Annotated in this window: 24 protein-coding genes and 1 other annotated feature; of the genes, 23 read left to right on the forward strand and 1 reads right to left on the reverse strand. The window is 38.8% G+C overall.

Annotation, left to right across the window (positions count from 1 at the left end; genetic code table 11):
- Window position 1 precedes the first annotated feature (1 nt).
- The 14 genes from AB4X21_RS04620 to AB4X21_RS04685 all read left to right on the forward strand — a co-directional run bounded on the left by AB4X21_RS04620 (window position 2) and on the right by AB4X21_RS04685 (window position 16,219).
- Window positions 2-331 (forward strand): DUF2304 domain-containing protein, encoded by a 330-nt coding sequence (locus tag AB4X21_RS04620; protein ID WP_369088273.1) that lies wholly within the window; start codon window positions 2-4, stop codon window positions 329-331.
- Window positions 332-440: 109 nt separating this feature from the next.
- Entirely contained in the window at window positions 441-1,604 is a 1,164-nt protein-coding gene (locus AB4X21_RS04625; RefSeq protein WP_369088274.1) for a lipopolysaccharide biosynthesis protein, read from the forward strand.
- Window positions 1,594-2,376: a glycosyltransferase family 2 protein gene (locus tag AB4X21_RS04630; protein ID WP_369088275.1), complete on the forward strand. Its 783-nt coding sequence runs from the start codon at window positions 1,594-1,596 to the stop codon at window positions 2,374-2,376. Before AB4X21_RS04625 ends, AB4X21_RS04630 begins: the two co-directional genes overlap by 11 nt.
- A gap of 9 nt (window positions 2,377-2,385) precedes the next feature.
- A complete protein-coding gene (locus AB4X21_RS04635) occupies window positions 2,386-3,864 on the forward strand; it encodes a DUF2142 domain-containing protein (RefSeq protein WP_369088276.1) in 1,479 nt (492 codons plus the stop codon).
- An 82-nt stretch (window positions 3,865-3,946) separates the two neighbouring features.
- Window positions 3,947-4,873: a glycosyltransferase family 2 protein gene (locus AB4X21_RS04640; protein ID WP_369088277.1), complete on the forward strand. Its 927-nt coding sequence runs from the start codon at window positions 3,947-3,949 to the stop codon at window positions 4,871-4,873.
- Between the two features lie 64 nt (window positions 4,874-4,937).
- Window positions 4,938-5,789, forward strand: a complete 852-nt coding sequence (gene rfbD, locus AB4X21_RS04645; RefSeq protein ID WP_369088278.1) for a dTDP-4-dehydrorhamnose reductase — start codon at window positions 4,938-4,940, stop codon at window positions 5,787-5,789.
- Window positions 5,790-5,896: 107 nt separating this feature from the next.
- Window positions 5,897-7,045 (forward strand): beta 1-4 rhamnosyltransferase Cps2T, encoded by a 1,149-nt coding sequence (gene cps2T, locus AB4X21_RS04650; RefSeq protein ID WP_369088279.1) that lies wholly within the window; start codon window positions 5,897-5,899, stop codon window positions 7,043-7,045.
- Window positions 7,042-7,983 carry a glycosyltransferase family 2 protein gene (locus tag AB4X21_RS04655; protein ID WP_369088280.1) on the forward strand — a complete coding sequence of 314 codons (942 nt, stop codon included), beginning with the start codon at window positions 7,042-7,044 and terminating at the stop codon, window positions 7,981-7,983. The genes cps2T and AB4X21_RS04655 overlap by 4 nt, the downstream gene beginning before the upstream one ends.
- Window positions 7,983-8,789: an ABC transporter permease gene (locus tag AB4X21_RS04660; protein ID WP_003003247.1), complete on the forward strand. Its 807-nt coding sequence runs from the start codon at window positions 7,983-7,985 to the stop codon at window positions 8,787-8,789. The genes AB4X21_RS04655 and AB4X21_RS04660 overlap by 1 nt, the downstream gene beginning before the upstream one ends.
- Window positions 8,789-10,012 (forward strand): ABC transporter ATP-binding protein, encoded by a 1,224-nt coding sequence (locus AB4X21_RS04665; RefSeq protein WP_369088281.1) that lies wholly within the window; start codon window positions 8,789-8,791, stop codon window positions 10,010-10,012. The genes AB4X21_RS04660 and AB4X21_RS04665 overlap by 1 nt, the downstream gene beginning before the upstream one ends.
- A 12-nt stretch (window positions 10,013-10,024) precedes the next feature.
- Window positions 10,025-11,374: a glycosyltransferase family 2 protein gene (locus AB4X21_RS04670; protein WP_369088282.1), complete on the forward strand. Its 1,350-nt coding sequence runs from the start codon at window positions 10,025-10,027 to the stop codon at window positions 11,372-11,374.
- 1 nt (window position 11,375) lies between these two features.
- A complete protein-coding gene (locus AB4X21_RS04675) occupies window positions 11,376-13,124 on the forward strand; it encodes a rhamnan synthesis F family protein (protein WP_369088283.1) in 1,749 nt (582 codons plus the stop codon).
- The gene (locus tag AB4X21_RS04680) at window positions 13,124-15,649 is read left to right on the forward strand and encodes an LTA synthase family protein (protein ID WP_369088284.1); all 2,526 of its coding nucleotides are present in this window, start codon (window positions 13,124-13,126) and stop codon (window positions 15,647-15,649) included. Before AB4X21_RS04675 ends, AB4X21_RS04680 begins: the two co-directional genes overlap by 1 nt.
- A 93-nt stretch (window positions 15,650-15,742) precedes the next feature.
- Entirely contained in the window at window positions 15,743-16,219 is a 477-nt protein-coding gene (locus AB4X21_RS04685; protein ID WP_003003650.1) for an EbsA family protein, read from the forward strand.
- 9 nt (window positions 16,220-16,228) lie between these two features.
- Here the strand turns inward: AB4X21_RS04685 and AB4X21_RS04690 are convergent, their stop codons facing one another.
- Window positions 16,229-16,429, reverse strand: coding sequence for a ferredoxin (locus AB4X21_RS04690; protein ID WP_320910794.1), 201 nt, complete (start codon window positions 16,427-16,429; stop codon window positions 16,229-16,231).
- Between the two features lie 45 nt (window positions 16,430-16,474).
- On the opposite strand from AB4X21_RS04690, the gene AB4X21_RS04695 reads away from it, so the two are divergent.
- From AB4X21_RS04695 to metK, 9 genes are all read left to right on the forward strand, one after another.
- Complete coding sequence (locus tag AB4X21_RS04695; protein ID WP_369088285.1) at window positions 16,475-16,930, forward strand: SAG1386/EF1546 family surface-associated protein; 456 nt, start codon at window positions 16,475-16,477, stop codon at window positions 16,928-16,930.
- Between the two features lie 14 nt (window positions 16,931-16,944).
- The gene (cmk, locus tag AB4X21_RS04700; RefSeq protein ID WP_320910793.1) at window positions 16,945-17,625 is read left to right on the forward strand and encodes a (d)CMP kinase; all 681 of its coding nucleotides are present in this window, start codon (window positions 16,945-16,947) and stop codon (window positions 17,623-17,625) included.
- A 23-nt stretch (window positions 17,626-17,648) separates the two neighbouring features.
- Window positions 17,649-17,777 (forward strand) — a sequence feature (ribosomal protein L20 leader region).
- Window positions 17,778-17,793: 16 nt separating this feature from the next.
- Window positions 17,794-18,324, forward strand: coding sequence for a translation initiation factor IF-3 (gene infC / locus AB4X21_RS04705; protein ID WP_003003721.1), 531 nt, complete (start codon window positions 17,794-17,796; stop codon window positions 18,322-18,324).
- Window positions 18,325-18,357: 33 nt separating this feature from the next.
- Entirely contained in the window at window positions 18,358-18,558 is a 201-nt protein-coding gene (gene rpmI / locus AB4X21_RS04710) for a 50S ribosomal protein L35 (RefSeq protein ID WP_003003453.1), read from the forward strand.
- A gap of 49 nt (window positions 18,559-18,607) precedes the next feature.
- Window positions 18,608-18,967 carry a 50S ribosomal protein L20 gene (rplT, locus tag AB4X21_RS04715; protein WP_005590588.1) on the forward strand — a complete coding sequence of 120 codons (360 nt, stop codon included), beginning with the start codon at window positions 18,608-18,610 and terminating at the stop codon, window positions 18,965-18,967.
- Window positions 18,968-19,071: 104 nt separating this feature from the next.
- Window positions 19,072-19,539: a deaminase gene (locus AB4X21_RS04720; protein ID WP_049490930.1), complete on the forward strand. Its 468-nt coding sequence runs from the start codon at window positions 19,072-19,074 to the stop codon at window positions 19,537-19,539.
- 170 nt (window positions 19,540-19,709) lie between these two features.
- Window positions 19,710-20,150, forward strand: a complete 441-nt coding sequence (locus tag AB4X21_RS04725) for a hypothetical protein (protein ID WP_151379015.1) — start codon at window positions 19,710-19,712, stop codon at window positions 20,148-20,150.
- A gap of 134 nt (window positions 20,151-20,284) precedes the next feature.
- On the forward strand, window positions 20,285-20,638 hold the full coding sequence (locus AB4X21_RS04730; RefSeq protein ID WP_369088286.1) for a hypothetical protein: 354 nt from the start codon (window positions 20,285-20,287) through the stop codon (window positions 20,636-20,638).
- 472 nt (window positions 20,639-21,110) lie between these two features.
- A complete protein-coding gene (gene metK, locus AB4X21_RS04735; protein WP_369088287.1) occupies window positions 21,111-22,301 on the forward strand; it encodes a methionine adenosyltransferase in 1,191 nt (396 codons plus the stop codon).
- Window positions 22,302-22,380: the final 79 nt, after the last annotated feature.

Consider the following 22,380-nt stretch of genomic DNA (forward strand, 5'->3'; position numbering starts at 1 on the left):
CATGCTAAATATTTGGTTAACCCTTATTGTAATTATTTTTATTGTTTATATTCTACGCCTAGTTGCAAAGAAAGTCGTTGAAATGAGAAATGTCATTTCTTGGCTTATTCTTTGTTTCCTATCGTTGCCAGTCATTTGGTTTCCTAATTTGATTGGACAGGTATCAAAAATGTTAGGAATTCAAGTTCCAAGCAATCTAATCTTTTTCTTAGGCTTCTGTTTACTTGTCTATTTAAACTTCTCTTTGACTCGGATTACCTCAAAACAATCCGTTCAAATTCGACAATTGTCTCAGAAAATTGCATTACAGGTAAAAGATCATGAAGAATAATCAACCTGTTTCAACGGAGAAGGTGTATTTTTGGAATCTGCTAGGGAACTTGGCATTTGCTGGATCATCTGTACTATTTACATTGATTGTTACACGGATGACCTCGCCAATGGAAGCAGATTCCTTTAGTCTTGCCTATGGGATTGCTGCGATTCTAGTAGTAGTAGGCATGTTTCAAGTTCGAAGCTACCAAGGGACAGATGTTCTCTTTAGACACTCCTTTACCAGTTACACTATTGCCAGATGTCTCTCTCTCCTACTCATGATGGCGATCTTTTTTCCTTACCTTTTTGTTTCAGGAATTGACCTACATGAGAGTTCAAAAATTGCGATTATTGGCTTATACGTTCTATTTCGTATGTGTGAGGCGATTTCAGATCTTTTCCAAGGATTGTTTCAACGTCACGAACGATTAGATATCGCTGGCAAATCAATGACCCTTCGGTATTCTATCAGCACGCTTCTTTTGTTGGTATTTTTGCTTATTACAAAGTCATTGACACAATCATTGCTTTACTTAGTTGTTTTAAATTTTATCTTTGTATTTTGTTATGATTATGTAAAATCAAAAGAATTTGAATCAATTGATTTCTCAGTAAAAAATCTCAAAAGAGACCTATTTGATGCGATCACTATTTTAAAAAATTGTATTCCTCTCTTTATTAGTGGATTTTTACTAGCTTATATTTTCAATGAGCCTAGAATCGCGATTGACTCTGAAATTAGACTGGGACACTTTATTGCAGGAACACAACGGGATTATAATATTTTGTTTATGCCTGTGTTTTTTATGAGTCTCTTTATTTTAATTCTTAGACCCTTAACAACGCAATTAGCGATCTTATGGAAGAATAAAGAATTGAAAAAATTTGATGCCATCATTGCGAAGATGTTTGTCATTGTTTTGGGTGTCGGCTTGGTATTAACTGTGCTAGCTTATTTGATCGGGACGCCAATATTAAGTCTTGTTTTTGGTTTACCTTTAAACCAGCATAGTACTACCCTAGCCATCCTTGTTTTTTCTGGAATTCTGTATTCTATTGGGATTGTTTTTGGGGATGTCATGACGGTTATTCGAAAACAAACGTATCTATTGCCTGTGTATTTATTCATGTTTATAGCTTCCAAATTGACAAATAATGATTTGGTACAAAAAATGGGACTTCTAGGTGCGTCTTTAAGCTTTTTCATCGTGATGTTCGTTTATTTTAGTGGAAGTTTACTTGCTTATTTTATTGCAAGAAAAATAGAAAGGAAGGGCTATGCTCGTTAATCAACAACATACTTGGGTGATTTGTGCTTATGGTGAGAGCGAATACTTAGAAGCTTGTATTCAATCCTTGAAGAATCAAACTCTCCAATCACAGATTATCTGTTACAGTTCAACACCACTGGATTCGATCAAGGAACTTTGTCAGCGTTATGCTATTCCATTTTACACCAAGCAAGGTGGTGGGATTGGTAAAGATTGGAACAATGCCATGTCTTTTGTAGAGACGAAGTATGCTACCATCGCCCATCAGGATGATTATTATGAGCCAGACTATGCTGAGAAAGTTTTGGCTAAGATGGAAAAAAATCAAGATGTGTTGATTGGGTATTCTGATTATTTTGAAGAAAAAGATGGCCATAGAATTCCTGCGAATACAAATTTGAAGATCAAAACCTTGATGTTAAAAACCATGAATCTTTTTCCTGCTAGTCACTTTTGGCGAAACCGTGTGATGGCTTTTGGGAATCCGATTTGTTGTCCAGCTGTTACCTATAATCGCGAAAATTTGAAGAATTTCTATTTTGATGAAGGAATGAGAGTGAGTTTGGATTGGTACGCATGGTATAAGATCAGCGAGTATAAAGGTCGTTTTGCTTATGTATCTGACAAACTTATGTGCCACCGTATCCATGGAGAGTCTGAAACATCAAAAACCATTGCAGACAATACGCGTAGTAAAGAAGATCTATACATGTACCAACTCTTCTGGCCCAAATGGATGGCCAAGTTGTTGATGAGACAATATGTGAAGAGTCAAAATTCGAATAAGTAGGAGAAACTGATGGGATATTTTGTTGATAGTTATGAGAGAAATAAAAAGTATTTAGTAGCTTTCGCAGTTTTGGCCTTTTGTATTGCAGTTATTTATACAAAGCGCTTAGTAGATTTTCCTAAAATTGGTGTAGCGTTATTTGTTGTATTGGCTTTTTTCATTTTTCTTTTACCGAAGAAGAATGTTGGGACCTTCCTTGCGATGCTCATTGGTGGTCTGTCCTTTGCTTTTATTACACCCGTTTTGAATACGCCAGATGAACAAGTTCACCTTTCAAGAACGATTCATATTGTGGAAGGCAACGTCAATATGGGAAATAAAAACATCCATATTACGGAAGATTACTTTGATGTTTATAAGAATTTCAAAAAACCATTTACCAAATCTTCTTTATTTGAAGAAGGGCAGACGACCAAACAAGTGAAGTTTGGGAAAGAAACGGATTACAGGGCAACCAACTCATATTGGTTTATTGGTTATATCCCTCAGGCTCTTGGATTTGGGATTGGAAAATTTTTGAATTTGAGTGTAGGAGTCTCCTATTATCTTGGTCGAATTTTTAATGTCATTGCTTACTGTATTTTAGCTCTCATTGCCATTAAATTAAGTGGAAAAGCGACGCAGTTGATGACAATGGTAGCGATGTTTCCAATGAATCTGGTTCTAGCTGCTTCTTATAATCAAGATAGTGTAGCCTTAGGTTTAACCTACATTATTATTGGATTGTTTTTGAACTATGTAACGGATGATGAAAAAGTAGTTAAAATTAAGGATTTATTGCTTTATGCTTTCCTTTGTGTGATCCTTGTAACAATGAAACTTCCTTATGTCTTGCTTGTGGGATTATTGCTATTTATACCGAAAAAGAAAACGCAATGTAAAAACTACTATCTTATTTCTCTTGCTTTGATTGTTGCTGTCTTTCTCTTTACGATCTTTTGGTATGTCCTTACCCAGCAAGTTCGTATTGAGAACTTTAAACTGGAGGGTGCAGATGTAAAAGGTCAAATTATTAGTATCATTTCAAAACCTCATTGGTATCTACCAGTGATTTTGAAGGAGATGTTATTATCAGTCAGTCATTTAAATCAGCTCTATACCTTTGGTTGGTTAGATTTGTCGATGTCAGAGGTCCTTATTCCAATTTATGCTTTTTATACTTTGATTACTTTTTCAAATGTTGGGAAGGTCAAACTTCCAAAGGTATCAGTAGTAGGAGCAAGTTTGGTTTCACTAGCAATTGTTGGTTTAATTTCTTTGACCTTGTATCTGACCTGGACACCGGTTGGCAATTTTGAAGTTTTAGGAGTTCAAGGTAGATATTATCTAGGCGTTGTCGCTCTGACTCTGCCAGTAATTTGCAGTTTGTTTAAGCAAAGAATTTCAGATGAACAAACGTTTACGGATCATTTTGTAGTAGAAAGTAGTCTCATTATTATAGGTTTAACTATACTACAAACGATTTCTGTTTTATATGCTGTAGTATAATTAAAAGACTAAAATCAGTTAATACTAGGGATAATCAAAGTTTTTTGATACAATAGAAGGTGAAAAATTCAAGGAGTAAGAAATGACCATATCAGTTGTAGTCCCGTGTTTTAACGAAGAAGAATCGATTCCATTGTTTTATAAAGAGATGGAACGTGTTCGGATGGAGATGGGAGAAAAGTTTGAATATATTTTTATAAATGATGGCTCCCTAGATGGTACGCTATCCGTTCTTCGTAAGCTACATGTTACAGATGCAAATGTGCAATACCTTTCTTTCTCACGAAATTTTGGAAAAGAAGCAGCTTTGTATGCTGGGCTTGAACGTGCAAGAAGTGAATACGTGACCGTCATGGATGTGGATCTGCAGGACCCTCCAGAGTTATTGATCCAAATGAAGCAGATGTTGGAGAAACAGCCAAATTTAGACTGTGTTGGAACGCGACGCGTAACTCGTGATGGGGAACCACCGATTCGCTCTTTCTTTGCACGAATGTTTTATAAATTGCTCAATCATATTAGTCAGGTAGAAATGATTGACGGAGCGCGTGATTTCCGTTTGATGCGCCGTTCCATGGTTGATGCCATTATGGAGTTATCGGAGTACAATCGTTTTTCAAAAGGGATTTTTGTCTGGGTAGGATTTGAGACAGAATATCTAGAATATAAAAATATAGAGCGCGTGGCAGGAGAAACATCTTGGAATTTTTGGTCCCTCTTTAAATACTCTATTGAAGGGATTGTCAATTTCTCGGATGCCCCACTAAATATTGCCTTTATTGGTGGACTGTTATCTTGGATATTGGCTTTTATTATGATGATTCTGATTGTGATCCGTACCTTAGTCATTGGGGATCCCACTTCTGGATGGCCATCCCTCATGACAGTTATTCTTTTTTTGGGAGGGTTTCAATTACTAACCATTGGAATATTAGGCAAATATATCGGTAAAATTTTCATGGAGACCAAGAGACGTCCAATCTATGTCATCAAAGAGAAAAGTGAGTAAAAAGCAGAAAACTTCTGCTTTTTTTGCTATAATGATAGGGAAAAGCATTTGAAAGGAATTTAATATGATTTTAATTACAGGTGCAAATGGTCAACTTGGAACGGAGCTTCGCCATTTACTAGATGAACGAAATGAAGAATATGTAGCTGTTGATGTAACTGAAATGGACATCACAAATGCAGAAAAAGTAGATGAGGTTTTTGCAGAAGTGAAGCCAACTCTTGTCTACCACTGTCTTGCCTATACAGCTGTTGATCTTGCTGAAGATGAAGGAAAAGAGTTGGACTACGCTATCAACGTGACAGGTACAGAAAATGTAGCGAAGGCGTCTGAAAAGCATGGGGCGACCTTGGTCTATATCTCAACCGACTACGTGTTTGATGGCAAAAAGCCAGTCGGTCAAGAATGGGAAGTGGATGATCAACCGGATCCCCAAACAGAGTATGGTCGTACAAAACGCATGGGAGAAGAATTGGTTGAGAAGCATGTTTCGAACTTCTATATCATCCGTACAGCTTGGGTCTTTGGTAACTATGGTAAGAACTTTGTTTTCACGATGCAAAACTTAGCCAAGACTCACAAGACTTTGACCGTTGTGAATGACCAACATGGTCGTCCAACTTGGACACGTACTCTTGCAGAGTTCATGACTTATCTGGCTGAAAATCGTAAGGAATACGGTTATTACCACTTGTCAAACGATGCAGAAGAAGATACAACTTGGTATGACTTTGCAGTTGAGATCCTCAAAGATACGGATGTTGAAGTAAAGCCAGTGGATTCTAGCCAATTCCCAGCTAAGGCAAAACGCCCTCTCAACTCAACGATGAGTTTGGCAAAAGCGAAGTCCACAGGATTTGTTATTCCAAGCTGGAAGGACGCATTGAAAGAGTTTTATAAACAAGAAGTGAAATAAGTGTAAATGGAAGCGACCCTCTAAGGTCGCTTTTCTGTTTGGATTAGGCAAAAAGCCTAGAAAATGGTATAATTGGATAGACTGTAAATTGTTAGAAAGGGAATCATATGCAACATGTTTTTATTATCGGAAGTCGTGGGCTTCCGGCTCAATATGGCGGTTTTGAGACTTTTGTGGACCAATTGGTCTCCCATCAAGTGTCTCCAGCTATCCAGTACCATGTTGCTTGCCTTTCTGATAATCAAGCCTATCATCATTTTGACTACAAGGGTGTCGATTGTTTTACGATTAAAGCACCGAAACTAGGGCCTGCACGGGTCATTGCCTATGACATGATGGCGATCAACTATGCTTTGAAGGTCATCAAGAAGCAGGGGATTCAAAAACCTATTTTTTATGTTTTGGGCAATACAATCGGGGCCTTTGTAGCGCCTTTTGCTCGCAAGATCCATAAGATGGGTGGTCAATTCTATATCAATCCTGATGGACTAGAGTGGAAGCGGGCCAAGTGGGCCAAACCGATCCAAGCCTATCTCAAGTATTCTGAAAAGATCATGACACGCTACGCTGATTTGGTGATTTCTGACAATCCAGGGATTGAATACTATATCAAGGAAGCCTACCCTTGGTCCAAGACGACTTATATTGCCTATGGGACAGACTTGTCTCCGACAAGTTTAACCAGTCAGGATAAGAAAGTCAGAGAACTCTATCAGAAGTGGCAGACACAAGAGAAAAGCTATTACTTAATTTTGGGTCGCTTTGTTCCAGAAAACAATTACGAGACCGCCATTCGTGAATTTATGGCCTCTTCTACCAAACGGGATTTGGTCGTCATTTGTAACCATAAAGGCAATCCCTATTTTGAAGAACTCAGGAGTCGAACGGGCTTTGATCAGGATCCACGCGTCAAGTTTGTAGGAACGGTTTATGATCAAGACCTATTGAAGTATATCCGTAAAGAAGCCTTTGCCTATATCCATGGTCATGAAGTAGGCGGAACCAATCCGGGCCTCTTAGAAGCTCTCGCTCAGACGGATCTCAATTTGGTTTTAGGAGTCTCCTTTAATCAAACGGTCGCAAAGGACTCGGCTCAATATTGGACTAAAGAAGCTGGAAGTTTAGCCCATTTGATTAACCAGGTCGATTCTTTAGAAGATGTATCTGAATGGGGTCGGCTTGCCAAAGCTAATATGAAACAAAACTTTACCTGGGAAAAAATTGTAGGTGAGTACGAGGAATTATTCTTATCATGAAAGTAAATATCTTGTTGTCCACCTATAATGGTGAACAGTATCTAAAAGAGCAGGTCAAAAGTATCCAAGACCAGACTTATCAGGACTGGCAACTCTTGATCCGAGATGATGGGTCAACAGATGGTACGGTGGAGATCATTCAAGAGCTATTGGCTCAGGATGAGCGCATTCGCTTTATCAATCAAGGAGCCATCGAAAATCTTGGTGTTATCAAGAGTTTTCACACACTCTTAAAATATGAAAAGGCTGATCTTTATTGTTTTAGTGATCAAGATGATGTTTGGCTTCCGGAAAAGATTGCGCTCCAAGTAGCAGAAGCCGAGAAGCATCCTCAAAATAAGCCTTTGCTGGTCTACACCGATTTAAAAGTGGTTGATGAAAACTTAAATGTTCAACATGAGAGTATGATTCGTACCCAGTCTGATCATGCCAATACAGAACTGATTCAAGAGTTGACAGAAAATACGGTAACGGGCGGTGTAGCCATGATTAACCATGCGTTGGCGGAGTTATGGACGGGTCAAGAAAAACATGCTCTCCTTATGCATGACTGGTATTTAGCATTACTAGCAACTGCCTTTGGGAAGCTCGTCTATGTCGATCAGCCAACAGAATTGTACCGTCAGCACAGTAGCAATGTTTTGGGTGCTCGTACCCTTAGAAAACGGGTTAAAAATTGGGTTCGCCCTCATATTCTTTTTGCTAAATATTGGAATCTCATTGAGTCCAGTCAAGAACAAGCAGAAAATCTATTGGATCTGCCTGTCAGTTCCCAAACTAAAGAAATCATTGAAAACTTTGTCACCATTATGGATGTTCCACTAAAAGAACGTTTGAGACGGATTCGTCAGTATGGTTATCGGAAGAACCGGGCTTTTCACACCTTTGTGTTTACCAGCTTGATTCTGACAAAGTTTGCATATCGAGGTAAAAAATAATGTTTGACGTTTTTAGTCAGAAAAATCGAATTTTATTACGAGAGTTAATCAAAACAGACTTTAAATTACGCTACCAAGGATCAGCAATTGGTTATCTTTGGTCCATTTTGAAGCCCTTGATGACTTTTACGATCATGTATATTGTCTTCATCCGCTTCTTACGCTTAGGTGGAGATGTGCCCCATTTCCCAGTTGCCCTCTTGTTGGCCAATGTAATCTGGGGCTTCTTCTCAGAAGCAACATCCATGGGGATGGTGTCGATCGTTAGTCGAGGCGACCTGTTGCGCAAGTTGAATTTCTCCAAACACATCATTGTTTTGTCTGCGATTTCAGGAGCAGCCATCAACTTTGTCATTAACCTGGTTGTCGTGTTGATTTTTTCATTCTTCAATGGAGTGACATTCTCTTGGACAGCTTTGATGGTGATTCCGCTATTCTTTGAGTTGTTCTTGATGGCGACAGGATGCGCATTGATCTTAGCGACATTTTTTGTTCGTTTCCGTGACCTAGGTCAAGTCTGGGAAGTACTCTTGCAAGCCGGCTTGTATGCGACGCCAATTATCTATCCGATTACCTTTATTGCAGACCGCAATCCATGGGCGGCTAAGTTGGTCATGATGAATCCTTTGGCTCAAATTATTCAAGACATGCGTTATTTCTTGATTGATAAGGCCAACACCCCTGTCTGGCTTTTGGTAGAGAATAAGTTCTTGGTTTTGATTCCTTATGTCTTGCCAATTCTTATTTTTGTTGCTGGCTTTGCTTACTTTAACAAACATGCTAAGAAATTTGCGGAGATTCTCTAATGACAGATAAACAAATTGCAGTAAAAGTAGACCATGTCAGCAAGTACTTTAAGTTGCCAACAGAGGCAACCAATAGTCTTCGAACTGCCCTGGTCAATCGCTTCAAAGGAATCAAAGGCTATAAAGAACAACACGTTCTCAAGGATATTTCCTTTGAAGTAGAAAAAGGAGACTTTTTCGGGATCCTCGGAAGAAATGGTTCTGGAAAATCGACTCTCTTGAAAATTATTTCTGAAATCTATGTGCCAGAAAAAGGCACCGTCACCATCGATGGGAAACTGGTGTCTTTTATTGAGCTTGGAGTGGGCTTTAACCCAGAACTGACAGGTCGAGAAAATGTCTATATGAATGGAGCTATGCTGGGCTTCTCGACAGCTGAAATTGATGCCATGTATGATGATATCGTAGATTTTGCCGAGTTGCATGAATTCATGAACCAAAAGCTTAAGAACTACTCATCAGGGATGCAGGTTCGCTTAGCCTTTTCAGTTGCCATTAAGGCCCAAGGAGATATCTTGATTTTGGACGAGGTCCTAGCAGTAGGAGATGAGGCCTTTCAGCGCAAGTGTAACGATTACTTCCAAGAACGTAAGAAATCAGGAAAGACAACTATCCTAGTTACCCACGATATGGGTGCTGTCAAGAAGTATTGTAACAAGGCTGTTTTGATTGAAAATGGTTTGGTAAAGGCAATTGGTAGTCCAGAAAATGTAGCCAACCAGTATAGTTTTGATAATACTGCACCTTTGCAACAGGGAGGAGAAGCTGGTGGAGCGGGTAATCCTAATCAGGAAGAACAAGTCTTGGTTGAAAACTTTCAGCTTCAATTGTTAAGTTCAAACAAGTTACGCCCCCAAGATCCCATTCAGTTTCAGATTGATTTTGATGTTCGTGAAGATATTCAGACCTATATCGCACTGTCTTTAACAGATATCGATCGAAATATTTGGATCTATAATGATAATTCTATGGATCAACTGATGAGTGGGGCTGGACATAAAACAGTTCATTACACTTGTTCCCTTCCAACGGTGAATGACTTGAAAATGAAATTAGAAGTGACAGTAAGGGATGCTGAAGGGCAGATGCTGGCCTTTTCAGATGCCACTCAGACCCCACTGATCTTTATCAATCGAGATGATATCGCTTTGGATGATAAATCAGCAATGGATTCGGCAAGTGGCTTAATCCAACGCAATGGAACATGGTCAATGACTGACTAGACTGAGGGAAATATGGAAACGACGCCTTTTGTTTCGATTATTTGTACGGTTTTTAATAAAGAGCCCTGGCTAAAGAAGACGATTGATAGCTTCTTAGCCCAACAAACTGAGTTTGATTATGAGATTATCTTGGTAGATGATGCTTCAAGCGATGGATCTCGTTCTATCATTCAGGATTATCAAGCCAACTACCTTGATCTGATTCGTGCCTTTTATCAGGATGAGAATCAGGGAATTTCTAAAACCTGGGTCTCTATCTGTAAAGAAGCACGTGGAAAGTATATTGCCCGCTGTGACGGAGATGATTTTTGGTTAGACCCTTTAAAACTTCAGAAACAGGTTGACTTATTAGAAAGTGAGCCTGATTGCAAATGGTCCAATACAGATTTTGATATTTATGGTGAAAATGGAACTCTCATTTCTAAGGCTGGCTTTGCTAATCATACGATTCCATTAGCAGATACCTATGAAAAGATGCTTGCAACAAGAGGTTTTACCATGGCCTCTACATGGCTAGTTGAAAGAGATCTGATGTTAGAAGTCAATCAAGAGTTAGATTTAACGACATCAGATGATACTTTCAACCTCCAATTGGAACTCTTTCAACGGACTTCTTTAGCCTATCTGGATGAAGCGACAGTTGCTTATACCATTAATCAAGGATCGGATTCTCGTCCTACTGATTTTAAAAAATTAGAACGACGATTTCATAAGTTGTTGAAAACACAACTTGAGTATCTTGATAAATATCCAAATGCCGATTATAAAGAGATGACGAAGATCCTTTTAGATCGTAATAATACTTATGAGATTCGCCTTTCCAAACCAATGGATTCTCTTTCACACATCGGAATGGAGTCTGTTACAATTTATTTTGGTGACGAAGAAAATACTTATTCGGAAGATTGTACCATGACCAAACTTCTTCAAAAAGAAGATAGTCTGGCAATCGAAATTCCGAAGGGAACTTCTGTTATCCGAGTTGATCTGTCTGAAAGTCCAAGCTATTACTCTGATGTTGAATTGAGAGATTCTAACGGAAAGGTTTACTCGCCAGTTTATAGTAACGGAGTCATTGTTGATGGTTACTTTTTCTTTAGCGAACCGGATCCACAACTGATCTATGATGTTAAGGAAGAAGGAGAATATAGATTACGTTATAAGATGATTCCTGTCGATGATATAGTCGCACCGGATTATATTGGAAAAGTTTTTGCAACTGAGTTCTTGGATAGTCAGAATAGAATAAAAAAACTTGAGGCTGATCTAGAAGCTACGAAAGTAGCATATAACGCCGTTATCACATCCAAACGTTGGACCATTCCAACAAAGATCTTGAAATTCTTAAGAATAAGGAAATAATATGCAACGTTTACTTTTATATGTCCACTTCAATAAATTTAACTTTATCAGTGGACATGTACTTTACCAATTAGAAAAAATCCGCCCCTTGTATTCACGGGTGGTCTTTATCTCCAATAGTCAGCTACCAGAAGATATGAAGGATCATTTGTTCTCGCAACAGTTGGTAGATGATATCCTTGAGCGCCAAAATAGTGGCTTTGATTTCGCTGCTTGGCGGGATGGGATGAAGACAGTCGGCTTTGATCAACTGGCTCACTTTGATTCTGTTACCCTCATGAATGATACCTGCTTTGGACCGCTTTGGGATCTAGAACCTATTTATCAGCAGTTTGAACATGATGATGAAGTAGATTTCTGGGGTATGACCAATTACCGGAAAGACAAGGATTTTAACGAGCATATTCAGAGTTATTATCTCAGTTTTAAAAAACAGGTGCTGACATCAAACGCCTTCCCAGAATTTTGGCAGGGTGTTCAAGACTTCACCAATGTTCAAGATGTGATTGATCACTACGAGACCAAGGTCACAACGAATTTCTTGGATGCTGGTTTTCGCTATAAAACTGTTTTTGATACCATTCATGAAGACACCACAGGGATGCTCTATCCAGACTTTTCTTACTACAATCCTACAGCGATTCTCCGTCATAAGGTTCCTTTTATCAAAGTCAAAACCATTGCGAATAATGAAGGAATCATTCCTTACATTTTTGACGAATTGGAACGTATATCGGACTATCCATTAGATTTGATCCTCAACCACATGTCTATGATTGATCGTCCGGACTATCCGTATTTGTTATCGCGTAAGTACGTGAAAAAACAGGAATTGGCAGGAGATTTTGATAAAAAAGTTGCGGTTCATCTTCATGTCTTTTATGTGGACCTCTTGGAAGAATTTCTAGATGCTTTCCAAGCATTTCATTTCACCTATGACTTATGGATTACGACAGATGTAGAAGAGAAGAAGCAGGCTATTGAGAAAATTCTTTCTCATCGAGCACAAGATGCCACGGTTGTGGTGACTGGAAACATTGGACGGGATGTGTTGCCAATGCTGTTCTTAAAAGAGCAACTCTCACGTTATGATTATGTCGGCCATTTCCATACCAAGAAATCCAAAGAAGCAGATTTTTGGGCAGGTGAATCTTGGCGCAAAGAATTGATCGAGATGTTGGTCAAACCGGCTGATCAAATCCTAGCCAATATGGAAGCCAATCCAAAAGTCGGAATCACTATCGCAGATATTCCAACTTTCTTCCGTTATAATCGAATAGTGGTTGCTTGGAATGAGGCTCTTATTTCACCAGAGATGAACAAGCTCTGGGAACGGATGGGAGCGACCAAGACAATTGACTTCAAAAATCTCAATACCTTTGTCATGAGTTATGGGACCTTTGTTTGGTTTAAATACGATGCTTTGAAACCACTCTTTGATTTGAATTTGACAGCAGCAGATGTTCCAGCTGAACCTCTACCTCAAAATTCGATATTGCATGCGATCGAACGTTTGTTGATCTACATTGCTTGGGACCAAAAATATGACTTTAGGATCTCTCAAAACCCACATGTTCTGACACCTTTTATCGATAATAAGCAATTGAACAATCGCGAAGATCTTCAACCCCATACCTTTGTAGACTTTAATCAAATTGGGGGGATCAAAGGAGCCTTGAAGTATATTGTGATTGGACCAGCAAGAGCTGTGAAATATATACTAAAAAGAATGATAAAGAAAGTGAAATAATGAAACGGAAAAAAGAGTTTAATATTAATGAATTTATCCTCTCAGTTTTATCAAAAGTCTCAAGAACCCAGTGGTATTATTTGATTACTTTCGTTCTATTTTCTTTTTTTAATTTTTATCTAGCCCAGAATAATCTTGCTGTTCACAACAAGGCAACTGGTACAGTCTTACAATATGTCAATTTTTTAGGAATTTTATTTGGAATAAGTTTCCTACTATTAGTTCCAATATTATCCCAGTTCAATTTTAAAAAATGGTTTCCATTCAAACTGGTTGTCAGTTATTTGGTTTACAATACTCTATCTTATTTGACGGAAATCACGATCTATTTGAATAATCCAAAATACAAGGTTTGGAATTTTGATCAGAATCCATTCTTTAGAACGGATTCCTTCCTTTTTATTTTCCTTCTGTTTGCTCTGACAGGTGGTTTGGTTCTATTGCGACAGCCTTACGATAAGTTCCCTAGTCGGAAAAAAGGAGGAGAAGAGATAGGCGAGAACTACCAGTATCTGGTCTTATCACAACTCTTGATCACATTTATCGTAACAGATAAAAATTTTTCTACCCTTATTTACAGGACGGATAATTTTTTGTATAAGGCGTTTGAAATTGGCAAATACTCAGCCCAACAATTCTGGTTGACGAATGAATTCTTATACTTTCTATTCCCGTTGATTTCCTTACTTGGATTCTTGTATACAAAAGGGCAGCGAGATTTTGTCAAGAACAAAGCTAGTTTGTCTTTAGTGTTCTTCTCTAGTACCACTATTGCAATCGTATTGAATTATTTTATCCAATTCAGTTTAGGTCGTACAGAACCCTTCTTAGGCGTTCATTACACGATTCCAGATGCCATCTTATTTCAAATTCTCATTCTGACAGCGATCCTCATCTTTGTTTATCTTTGTATCAATCAATATTGGATCGCTACCTGTCTCATTTCCATTGTTTCCATAGCTTTTGTGGTTGCTAATTCCATTAAGTTTGGGATGAGGAATGAACCAGTTTTACCGAGTGATTTAACTTGGCTAAGTAAACCAATGACCCTTTTGAGTTTTGTGGACAAAGCGCAAATGTTTTACATCCTTTTATTGGTGGTCTTTCTGGTTTGTCTACTAATTGTTGGGAAAAAGTACCTGTTCAAGGGAAGAATTATTTCCTCATGGAAAATTCAAATTGTAGCTATCTCTATGATGCTCTTGTGTTTGAAGAGTGTCAATGGAATATTCAGTGATAAAGAAAACGGTAAGATCAAGGCCAATGTACCAATTATTAGCACCCTGAACAATTATCAGGATATTAATTGGCTAGGCAATACGACCAATGCACGTTATAAGGGCTTGTCCTATGTTTGGATGAATCAATTAACCACAGAAGTTATTCTAAAACCGGATGATTATTCAAAAGAACGTCTTGAAAAAATAGTCAAAAAATATACTAATTTGTCGAATGAGATCAATAAGGAGAGAAGTAACTACTTAAACGATCAAACAGTTATCTATATACTGAGCGAAAGCTTTTCTGACCCTAGAAAAGTTGAGGGAGTAGAACTGACGCAAAATCCAATTCCAAATATTGAGAATATCATGAAGACCCATACGAGTGGGCAAATGCAATCGGATGGTTATGGTGGCGGAACTGCAAATATGGAGTTCCAGACTCTGACAGGTTTACCTTTCTACAATTTATCGCAAACTGTATCTGTCTTGTATACGGAAGTCCTTCCTAAGATCCATGATGTGCCATCTATCAGTAATGCATACTCGAAACAGAATAAGGTTGCTGTTCACTTGGCAGGTAAATCGAATTATTCTCGGGATATTGTGTATTCGCGGTTAGATTTCAAAGATTTCATTACGACCAATACAAAAGGGATCAAATATAGAAATGAAGGAATCAGTCCGAGTGATGAATCCACTTATAATATTGTTCTAGATAATTTAAACGACAAAACCGGACAATTCTTTTCTGTAATGACCATGCAAAATCATACACCGTGGTTGGAAGCAAATCCAGAATCTTTGGATGGTAAAGGTAAAGGGTTTAGTGATGAAGAAAATTCAAAACTAACCTTTTACAGTCGCTTGCTTTCACAAACAGACACCGCTACCCAATCCTTCCTGGAAAGTCTTTCTAAAATAGATAAGAAGATCACAGTGGTATTTTATGGGGATCACTTGCCAGGACTTTATCCTGAGTCCGCCTTTAAGAATAATCCGGAGAGCCAGTATCAGACAGATTACTTCATTTGGAGTAATTTTGATGCTCCAAAATTGAATTATCCTTTGGTCAATTCAAGTGATTTCTCTGCTATGGTCTTTGAACAGACCAATTCAAAAGTTTCGCCTTACTATGCTTTGTTAACAGAAGTATTGAAAAAAGCAAGTGTCGATAAAAAGGCTTTAGAAGGAGAAGCGTTAGAGATTGCGGATGATTTAAAAATGGTTGAATACGACCTGATTAGTGGGAAAGGTTACCTATCTAAAGACTTTTTTAAAGTTCCAACTAACCGATCAAATTAAAAGGAGGCTAGCAGGTAAAAATCTTTGTGTTTTTAGCTGTCTAGCTCCCTTTTTTTTGTTTTTTATGCTAAACTATTAGATGGGGGTACGCTCATGATTAAGATATTTGGAAAGGTCCATTATCATTGGCAACCGGACTTATCAATACTTGTGACTTATTGGTCCATTGCCGTGATTCCGGTCTTTATTGGACTGGCCTTGATGTATGAGAGCTCTAGTGTGCCAACGCTAGTTTTGTTTTCGTTCTTTTTATTTATGGTCTTGCTCGCGATTGGAGTTCATCGTTACTTCACGATCTATGAAGACGGGATCTTGCGGATTATTACAGCTAATCCTTTTACTCCAATCAAGGTGAAGATTGACTCGATCGAAAAGGTCGAAGTAAATAAGAAATCAATCAAGCTCATTTTTAATGACGGTTCGCGAAGTCGGACATTCTGTATGCGCAAATGGCCGAAAAAATACTTTATCAATGCACTTGCCTTAAATCCTTATTTTAAGGGAGAAGTAATCCTGACGGATAACTTCATCCATGTGGATTACTACGAGATGTATTATGCAGACAAATAAAAAGCCCTCTTAATCTTTTAAGAGAGCACGAGTGGGGCATTCTTTAATAGCCTCGAGAACATCGTTTGTGACAGGGACTTCCTTTTCAAGGAGGTTGTCCTCTTCAGCAGCAAATTTAACGATGCCATTGTCATGGTAATCAAATAATTCAGAATAGGTCTGACAGAGACCGCAAGCGATGCAACGATCTGGAATTAACGTAACTTTCATACTTCTATTGTAATGATTTTTACGAGAAAAAACAAGGAGGAAGTCATGGCAAAAGAACCATGGGAAGAAGATATTTACGATGATGGAGAAGAAACATTGAAAAGAACGAGTAAGTTAAACGGAATTAAGGCAGATCGTCTATTGACGATTTTAGCCATTATTTTCTTTGTAGTAGTAGTGGCGATGGTCTGCTTGTTGATTTTCCTTTCAACAGGTGGCAGCAACAAATCCAAACAAATGTCTGGATTCTATAATGGTGAGACCAAGGTTGAACAGAAATCATCCGCCCCTGCGGCAAAGAACAAACAAGAAGCTACCGAGGACAGTTCGAAAAATGAAAACTCTGAAGAAGGAACGATTACTGTTCAAGCAGGAGAAGGGGAAGCGACTATTGCGGCGCGTGCCGGCATTTCCATTGCTCAATTGGAACAGTTAAATCCATCTCACATGTCTACAGGATCATGGTATGCCAATCCTGGTGATGTCGTTAAGATTCAGTAGGAGTTGAGCACAGCATGAAACAAATTCAAATTGCTATTGATGGACCGGCTTCTAGTGGAAAGTCAACGGTTGCGAAGATCATTGCTAAGGATCTAGACTATACGTATCTAGATACGGGGGCTATGTATCGTGCAGCGACTTATCTAGCTTTGCAAAATAAATTGACAGCCGAACAGGTTGATGACTTGTTAGACCTTTTAGATCAGTATCCGATTAGTTTTGGTCGTTCGGAAGACGGAGAACAGCTCGTTTTTGTAGCAGATGTGGATATTACCCACCCGATTCGCGATAACCAAGTGACCAATAATGTCTCATGGGTTGCAGCACTTGCACCAGTCCGTGAAAAACTTGTCGCTCTACAGCAAGAGATTGCAGCAGAAGGTGGCATTGTTATGGATGGTCGTGATATTGGGACAGTTGTCCTTCCACATGCAGAATTAAAGATCTTTTTGGTTGCTTCTGTGGAGGAGAGGGCAAAACGTCGCTATAATGAAAATGTTGAGAAGGGCATTACAGCGGATCTTGAATTGCTGAAAAAAGAAATCGCTGAGCGGGACTATAAGGACAGCCACCGTGCCGTGTCTCCTTTGAAACCTGCAGCTGATGCCATTCATTATGATACGACGGGTGTTGGAATTGCAGACGTTGTTGCCTTTATTGAAGAAAAAGCAAAAAAACTTCTTGACAAAGAATAAAAAACTTGATATTATATAAAAGTTGAGAAAAGCAGAAGTGAGAACTTCTCGCCTTGTGACGCAAGTTGCCTGGCCCCTACGGATCAAGTTTCAGTAATGAAATACATCATGTAGTTCGGGCCTGTTTTGCAGGCTCGTTCTTTGTTTTTCTCGAATAATAAAAAAGAGGTGAAAACCATAGCAAAGCAAGACTTATTCATCAATGATGAAATTCGTGTACGTGAAGTTCGCTTAATCGGTCTTGAAGGTGAGCAATTGGGTATCAAACCACTTAGCGAAGCGCAAGCACTTGCGGACGATGCTAATGTTGACTTGGTTCTCATTCAACCTCAAGCTAAACCTCCTGTTGCGAAAATTATGGACTACGGTAAGTTCAAATTTGAGTACCAGAAGAAGCAAAAAGAACAACGCAAAAAACAAAGCGTTGTGACCGTGAAAGAAGTTCGTTTGAGCCCAGTGATTGACAAGGGTGATTTCGATACAAAACTTCGCAATGCTCGCAAATTCCTTGAAAAAGGAAATAAAGTGAAGGTATCCATTCGCTTTAAGGGTCGTATGATTACCCACAAAGAGATTGGTGCTAAAGTTTTAGCCGACTTCGCTGAAGCGACACAAGATGTGGCGATCATCGAACAACGAGCTAAGATGGATGGACGTCAAATGTTCATGCAATTGGCGCCAGCAACTGACAAGAAATAATCTGTCAGAAAGTTAAAAAAAGGAGAAAATATCATGCCAAAACAAAAAACACACCGCGCATCAGCTAAACGTTTCAAACGTACAGGTTCTGGTGGACTTAAACGTTTCCGTGCTTACACTTCTCACCGTTTCCACGGAAAAACTAAGAAACAACGTCGTCATCTTCGTAAAGCATCTATGGTGCATGCAGGAGATTTCAAACGTATCAAAGCAATGCTTACTCGCTTGAAATAATCGCGTATTCGTAAGTAAAGAATTCTAGGAAATATTGGAGGAAATATAAATGGCACGTGTTAAAGGTGGCGTTGTATCACGCAAACGTCGTAAACGTATTCTTAAATTAGCTAAAGGTTACTATGGAGCTAAACATATCTTGTTCCGTACTGCAAAAGAACAAGTAATGAACTCTTACTACTATGCATACCGTGACCGTCGTCAAAAGAAACGTGACTTCCGTAAATTGTGGATCACACGTATCAATGCGGCAGCTCGTTTGAATGGACTTTCATACTCACAATTGATGCATGGTCTGAAATTGGCTGAGATCGAAGTTAACCGTAAAATGCTTGCTGACTTGGCTGTTAACGATGCAGCAGCTTTCACAGCTCTTGCAGATGCAGCGAAAGCAAAACTTGCTAAATAATATTTATAAGACTGGGAAGGTTTTCTCAGTCTTTTTTTCTTGTTGATTTCATGCTATAATGAAAATAATCGTAAGCAATATGAGGAGAGATGGAGGATACAAAGGTGACACACAATCGACTAGCATGGGATGAATATTTTGCAGCACAGGCCTTACTGATTTCGAATCGAGCGACCTGTAATCGCGCTAAGGTAGGGGCCGTTCTGGTTAAGGATAATAAGGTCATTGCAACGGGTTATAATGGGTCCGTTTCTGGGACAGATCATTGTCTAGAGGATGGCTGCCTCATGGTCGAGGGACATTGTGTCCGGACGATTCATGCGGAAGTCAATGCGATTTTGCAAGGAGCTGAACGTGGAATTCCCAAGGGCTTTACAGCTTATGTGACGCATTTTCCTTGTCTCAATTGTACCAAGCAATTGCTTCAAGTCGGTTGCAAGAGAGTGGTATACATTCATCAGTATCGGATCGATGAATATGCTGAGTATCTTTACCGTGAAAAAGAAGTAGAACTGGTCAATTTACCAATTGAAGAAGTGAAACGAGCTATTGCAGAGGCTGATTTTATTTAGGGAAGCTTCCAGTCTATTTCATGATATGTTAGCAATCTAATTGAAAACCTGTTCAAATTAATGTTTAAGAGATAGCATTGAATAGATGGCTATCATGAAAAGAATAATGGAATCAAGAATAATGGTGTTAAAGGAAAAACATAAAAATATAAGAAAGGAAGGAGAAAGTGATGACAAACCAAGAGAAACATTTTGAGGAAAATAAAGAACATAGTAAGTTAAGTGAAGATTATCCCAATTCTGTATCTGTTCAGAATCCTCCAAAAGAAAATAGCTTACATTCTATTCTTCTTTCAGCGACATTTTACTTATCCATTATCTATCTTGTATTGTTTGTCTTTTACTTTGCACCTTGGGGTTATGGTTGGGGATTTGTCGTTTTGATTTTCCTTGGTCCAAACTTATTAAGTCTTGCGATTGGGGCCTTTCTAATTCGACTAGGGATGAAGAAGGGGAATAAAAGCCTTCTCTATGCGAGTGTTGGACTCTATCTGCTGTCTATCATCTTGGCTTTTGATCCGGACTGGGAAATATTTCGAATTGCTCCCTTATGTTTAGGTATTTTGGATTTAATCGGAACACTCCTGGTTAAAGAAGAGAAAAGCTCTTAATCAAAAAATGGGTATGGTCAACTCTACTCAATAAAAAGTATTCGGGTCGATCAAAGAGACAGTTAAATCAGTTCTTCCGCTCTATTTTAGGCGCTATTATTTGAAAGAATAACTAAAAATGTTAGGAGAAAGTTATGACAGATCAACAAAAAAATCCTGAAGTAGATAAAGAAAATGAGGCATATGCTTCAGATGAAAGTCTTTTTCCGAACAATGAAATGAAGCCAGAGAAGAGAGTTGGGACTTCTGCAATACTTTCTTTTGCCTTGTTCATAGCCATTGCTTATACAGTTTTACTTTTATTAGGTCTCTTTTCAATGGGAGCGTGGGCTGGTGGCTTTTTGTACTTTTTGGGAATCCATATGATTAGCTTTGTTATTGCAACTATCCTCTTGTGGAATGGAAAAGCAAAGGGCAATAAAACAACTCTTTATATAGCGACTATTTATGTTTTTTCATTTATTGTGCGGGTGATCCGGATTGGGTGATTAATCATATACCACCGCTTGTGGTAGGAGTGCTGGTATTGATTGGAACTGTGTTGTTTAAAAATGGAGAGTGACTAGTGTAGATGGGATTGAAGATTTTTATAAATATGTTGTAATTTAACTATGTAATAGGTGGTGGAACACCCATTGCTGCGCGGTTACCTACTATTTTTGAAGATAAAGAAGTACCGTGTTAGGGTGCTAGATCTTTCTTGCTGAACTCGTAAACGATAGATACCCTATGGGGTATTTTTTTGAGAACTTTTTAGGAACTTTGAGAACTATATTCAAGTCGGTATAATTAGGTCGTTCATAGACTAAAAAAACTGATCTAATAGGCTTCTTGTAAAATAATTTTCCATATCATTGGTAATGTGTTATAATGAAGTGTTATATGGTCCCGATAAGGTGATAGTCTTTCTATCAGTACTTTGTAACTCTATAACAATATTTTTTAAGGGGGGACATTTTTATGTCAGAACGTAAACTTTTCACGTCTGAATCAGTATCTGAGGGGCATCCAGATAAGATTGCAGACCAAATTTCAGATGCTATTTTAGATGCTATTTTAGAGCAAGATCCTGAAGCTCACGTGGCTGCAGAAACAGCTGTTTATACTGGTTCCGTGCATGTCTTTGGTGAGATTTCAACGACGGCTTATGTGGATATTAACCGGGTTGTTCGAGATACGATTGCAGAGATTGGTTATACCAATACGGAATATGGATTCTCTGCTGAGACTGTAGGAGTACACCCATCTTTGGTGGAACAATCTCCTGATATTGCCCAAGGGGTAAACGAAGCCTTGGAAGTACGTGGAAATGCAGATCAAGATCCACTTGATTTGATTGGAGCAGGAGACCAAGGTCTCATGTTTGGGTTTGCGGTGGATGAGACAGAAGAACTTATGCCACTTCCAATCTCACTCAGCCACAAGTTGGTTCGTCGTTTGGCAGAGCTTCGTAAGTCTGGGGAAATCAGCTATCTTCGTCCAGATGCGAAATCTCAAGTTACGGTTGAGTACGATGAAAACGATCGCCCGGTGCGCGTGGATACGGTGGTTATTTCAACTCAACATGATCCAGATGTCAGCAATGAACAAATTCATGAAGATGTCATTAACAAGGTTATCAAAGAAGTGATTCCAGCTTCTTATATTGATGATGAGACCAAATTCTTCATCAATCCAACCGGTCGTTTCGTTATCGGTGGACCTCAAGGAGACTCTGGTTTGACAGGTCGTAAGATCATTGTGGATACTTATGGTGGTTATTCACGTCACGGTGGTGGTGCCTTCTCTGGTAAGGATGCGACGAAGGTAGACCGTTCCGCTTCTTATGCGACTCGCTACATTGCCAAGAATATCGTAGCAAGAGGTCTTGCTAAGAAGGCAGAAGTGCAATTGGCTTATGCGATCGGGGTGGCTCATCCAGTATCTGTTCGTATCGATACCTTTGGTACAAGTACTGTTGCTGAGAGCAAATTAGAGGCAGCAGCGCGTCAAATCTTTGATCTTCGTCCTGCAGGGATTATCCAAATGCTCGACCTCAAGCGTCCAATCTACCGTCAAACAGCAGCATATGGCCATATGGGACGGACAGATATCGACCTTCCATGGGAGCGTTTAGACAAGGTGGAAACCTTGAAAGAAGCTGTAAAATGATTAGTTGAAATGGAAAAGTTAGGATCAAGATGATCCTAGCTTTTTTTCGTTTTGAAAATTCCTACAGATGGAAAAATAG

This window comes from Streptococcus sp. CP1998, from assembly GCF_041026655.1.
GTDB classification, from domain to species: domain Bacteria; phylum Bacillota; class Bacilli; order Lactobacillales; family Streptococcaceae; genus Streptococcus; species Streptococcus dentalis.

What these genes read in the sequence shown, in the direction of transcription:
- AB4X21_RS04675 (WP_369088283.1), top strand. Translation starts at nt 11,376, where the DNA reads ATGCAACGTTTACTTTTATATGTCCACTTCAATAAATTTAACTTTATC.
- AB4X21_RS04640 (WP_369088277.1), top strand. Translation starts at nt 3,947, where the DNA reads ATGACCATATCAGTTGTAGTCCCGTGTTTTAACGAAGAAGAATCGATT.
- rpmI (WP_003003453.1), top strand. Translation starts at nt 18,358, where the DNA reads ATGCCAAAACAAAAAACACACCGCGCATCAGCTAAACGTTTCAAACGT.
- metK (WP_369088287.1), top strand. Translation starts at nt 21,111, where the DNA reads ATGTCAGAACGTAAACTTTTCACGTCTGAATCAGTATCTGAGGGGCAT.
- AB4X21_RS04635 (WP_369088276.1), top strand. Translation starts at nt 2,386, where the DNA reads ATGGGATATTTTGTTGATAGTTATGAGAGAAATAAAAAGTATTTAGTA.
- AB4X21_RS04625 (WP_369088274.1), top strand. Translation starts at nt 441, where the DNA reads ATGGAAGCAGATTCCTTTAGTCTTGCCTATGGGATTGCTGCGATTCTA.
- AB4X21_RS04670 (WP_369088282.1), top strand. Translation starts at nt 10,025, where the DNA reads ATGGAAACGACGCCTTTTGTTTCGATTATTTGTACGGTTTTTAATAAA.
- AB4X21_RS04730 (WP_369088286.1), top strand. Translation starts at nt 20,285, where the DNA reads ATGACAGATCAACAAAAAAATCCTGAAGTAGATAAAGAAAATGAGGCA.
- AB4X21_RS04665 (WP_369088281.1), top strand. Translation starts at nt 8,789, where the DNA reads ATGACAGATAAACAAATTGCAGTAAAAGTAGACCATGTCAGCAAGTAC.
- AB4X21_RS04630 (WP_369088275.1), top strand. Translation starts at nt 1,594, where the DNA reads ATGCTCGTTAATCAACAACATACTTGGGTGATTTGTGCTTATGGTGAG.
- rfbD (WP_369088278.1), top strand. Translation starts at nt 4,938, where the DNA reads ATGATTTTAATTACAGGTGCAAATGGTCAACTTGGAACGGAGCTTCGC.
- AB4X21_RS04695 (WP_369088285.1), top strand. Translation starts at nt 16,475, where the DNA reads ATGGCAAAAGAACCATGGGAAGAAGATATTTACGATGATGGAGAAGAA.
- rplT (WP_005590588.1), top strand. Translation starts at nt 18,608, where the DNA reads ATGGCACGTGTTAAAGGTGGCGTTGTATCACGCAAACGTCGTAAACGT.
- AB4X21_RS04725 (WP_151379015.1), top strand. Translation starts at nt 19,710, where the DNA reads ATGACAAACCAAGAGAAACATTTTGAGGAAAATAAAGAACATAGTAAG.
- AB4X21_RS04680 (WP_369088284.1), top strand. Translation starts at nt 13,124, where the DNA reads ATGAAACGGAAAAAAGAGTTTAATATTAATGAATTTATCCTCTCAGTT.
- AB4X21_RS04685 (WP_003003650.1), top strand. Translation starts at nt 15,743, where the DNA reads ATGATTAAGATATTTGGAAAGGTCCATTATCATTGGCAACCGGACTTA.
- cmk (WP_320910793.1), top strand. Translation starts at nt 16,945, where the DNA reads ATGAAACAAATTCAAATTGCTATTGATGGACCGGCTTCTAGTGGAAAG.
- AB4X21_RS04655 (WP_369088280.1), top strand. Translation starts at nt 7,042, where the DNA reads ATGAAAGTAAATATCTTGTTGTCCACCTATAATGGTGAACAGTATCTA.
- AB4X21_RS04690 (WP_320910794.1), bottom strand. Translation starts at nt 16,429, where the DNA reads ATGAAAGTTACGTTAATTCCAGATCGTTGCATCGCTTGCGGTCTCTGT.
- AB4X21_RS04620 (WP_369088273.1), top strand. Translation starts at nt 2, where the DNA reads ATGCTAAATATTTGGTTAACCCTTATTGTAATTATTTTTATTGTTTAT.
- AB4X21_RS04660 (WP_003003247.1), top strand. Translation starts at nt 7,983, where the DNA reads ATGTTTGACGTTTTTAGTCAGAAAAATCGAATTTTATTACGAGAGTTA.
- cps2T (WP_369088279.1), top strand. Translation starts at nt 5,897, where the DNA reads ATGCAACATGTTTTTATTATCGGAAGTCGTGGGCTTCCGGCTCAATAT.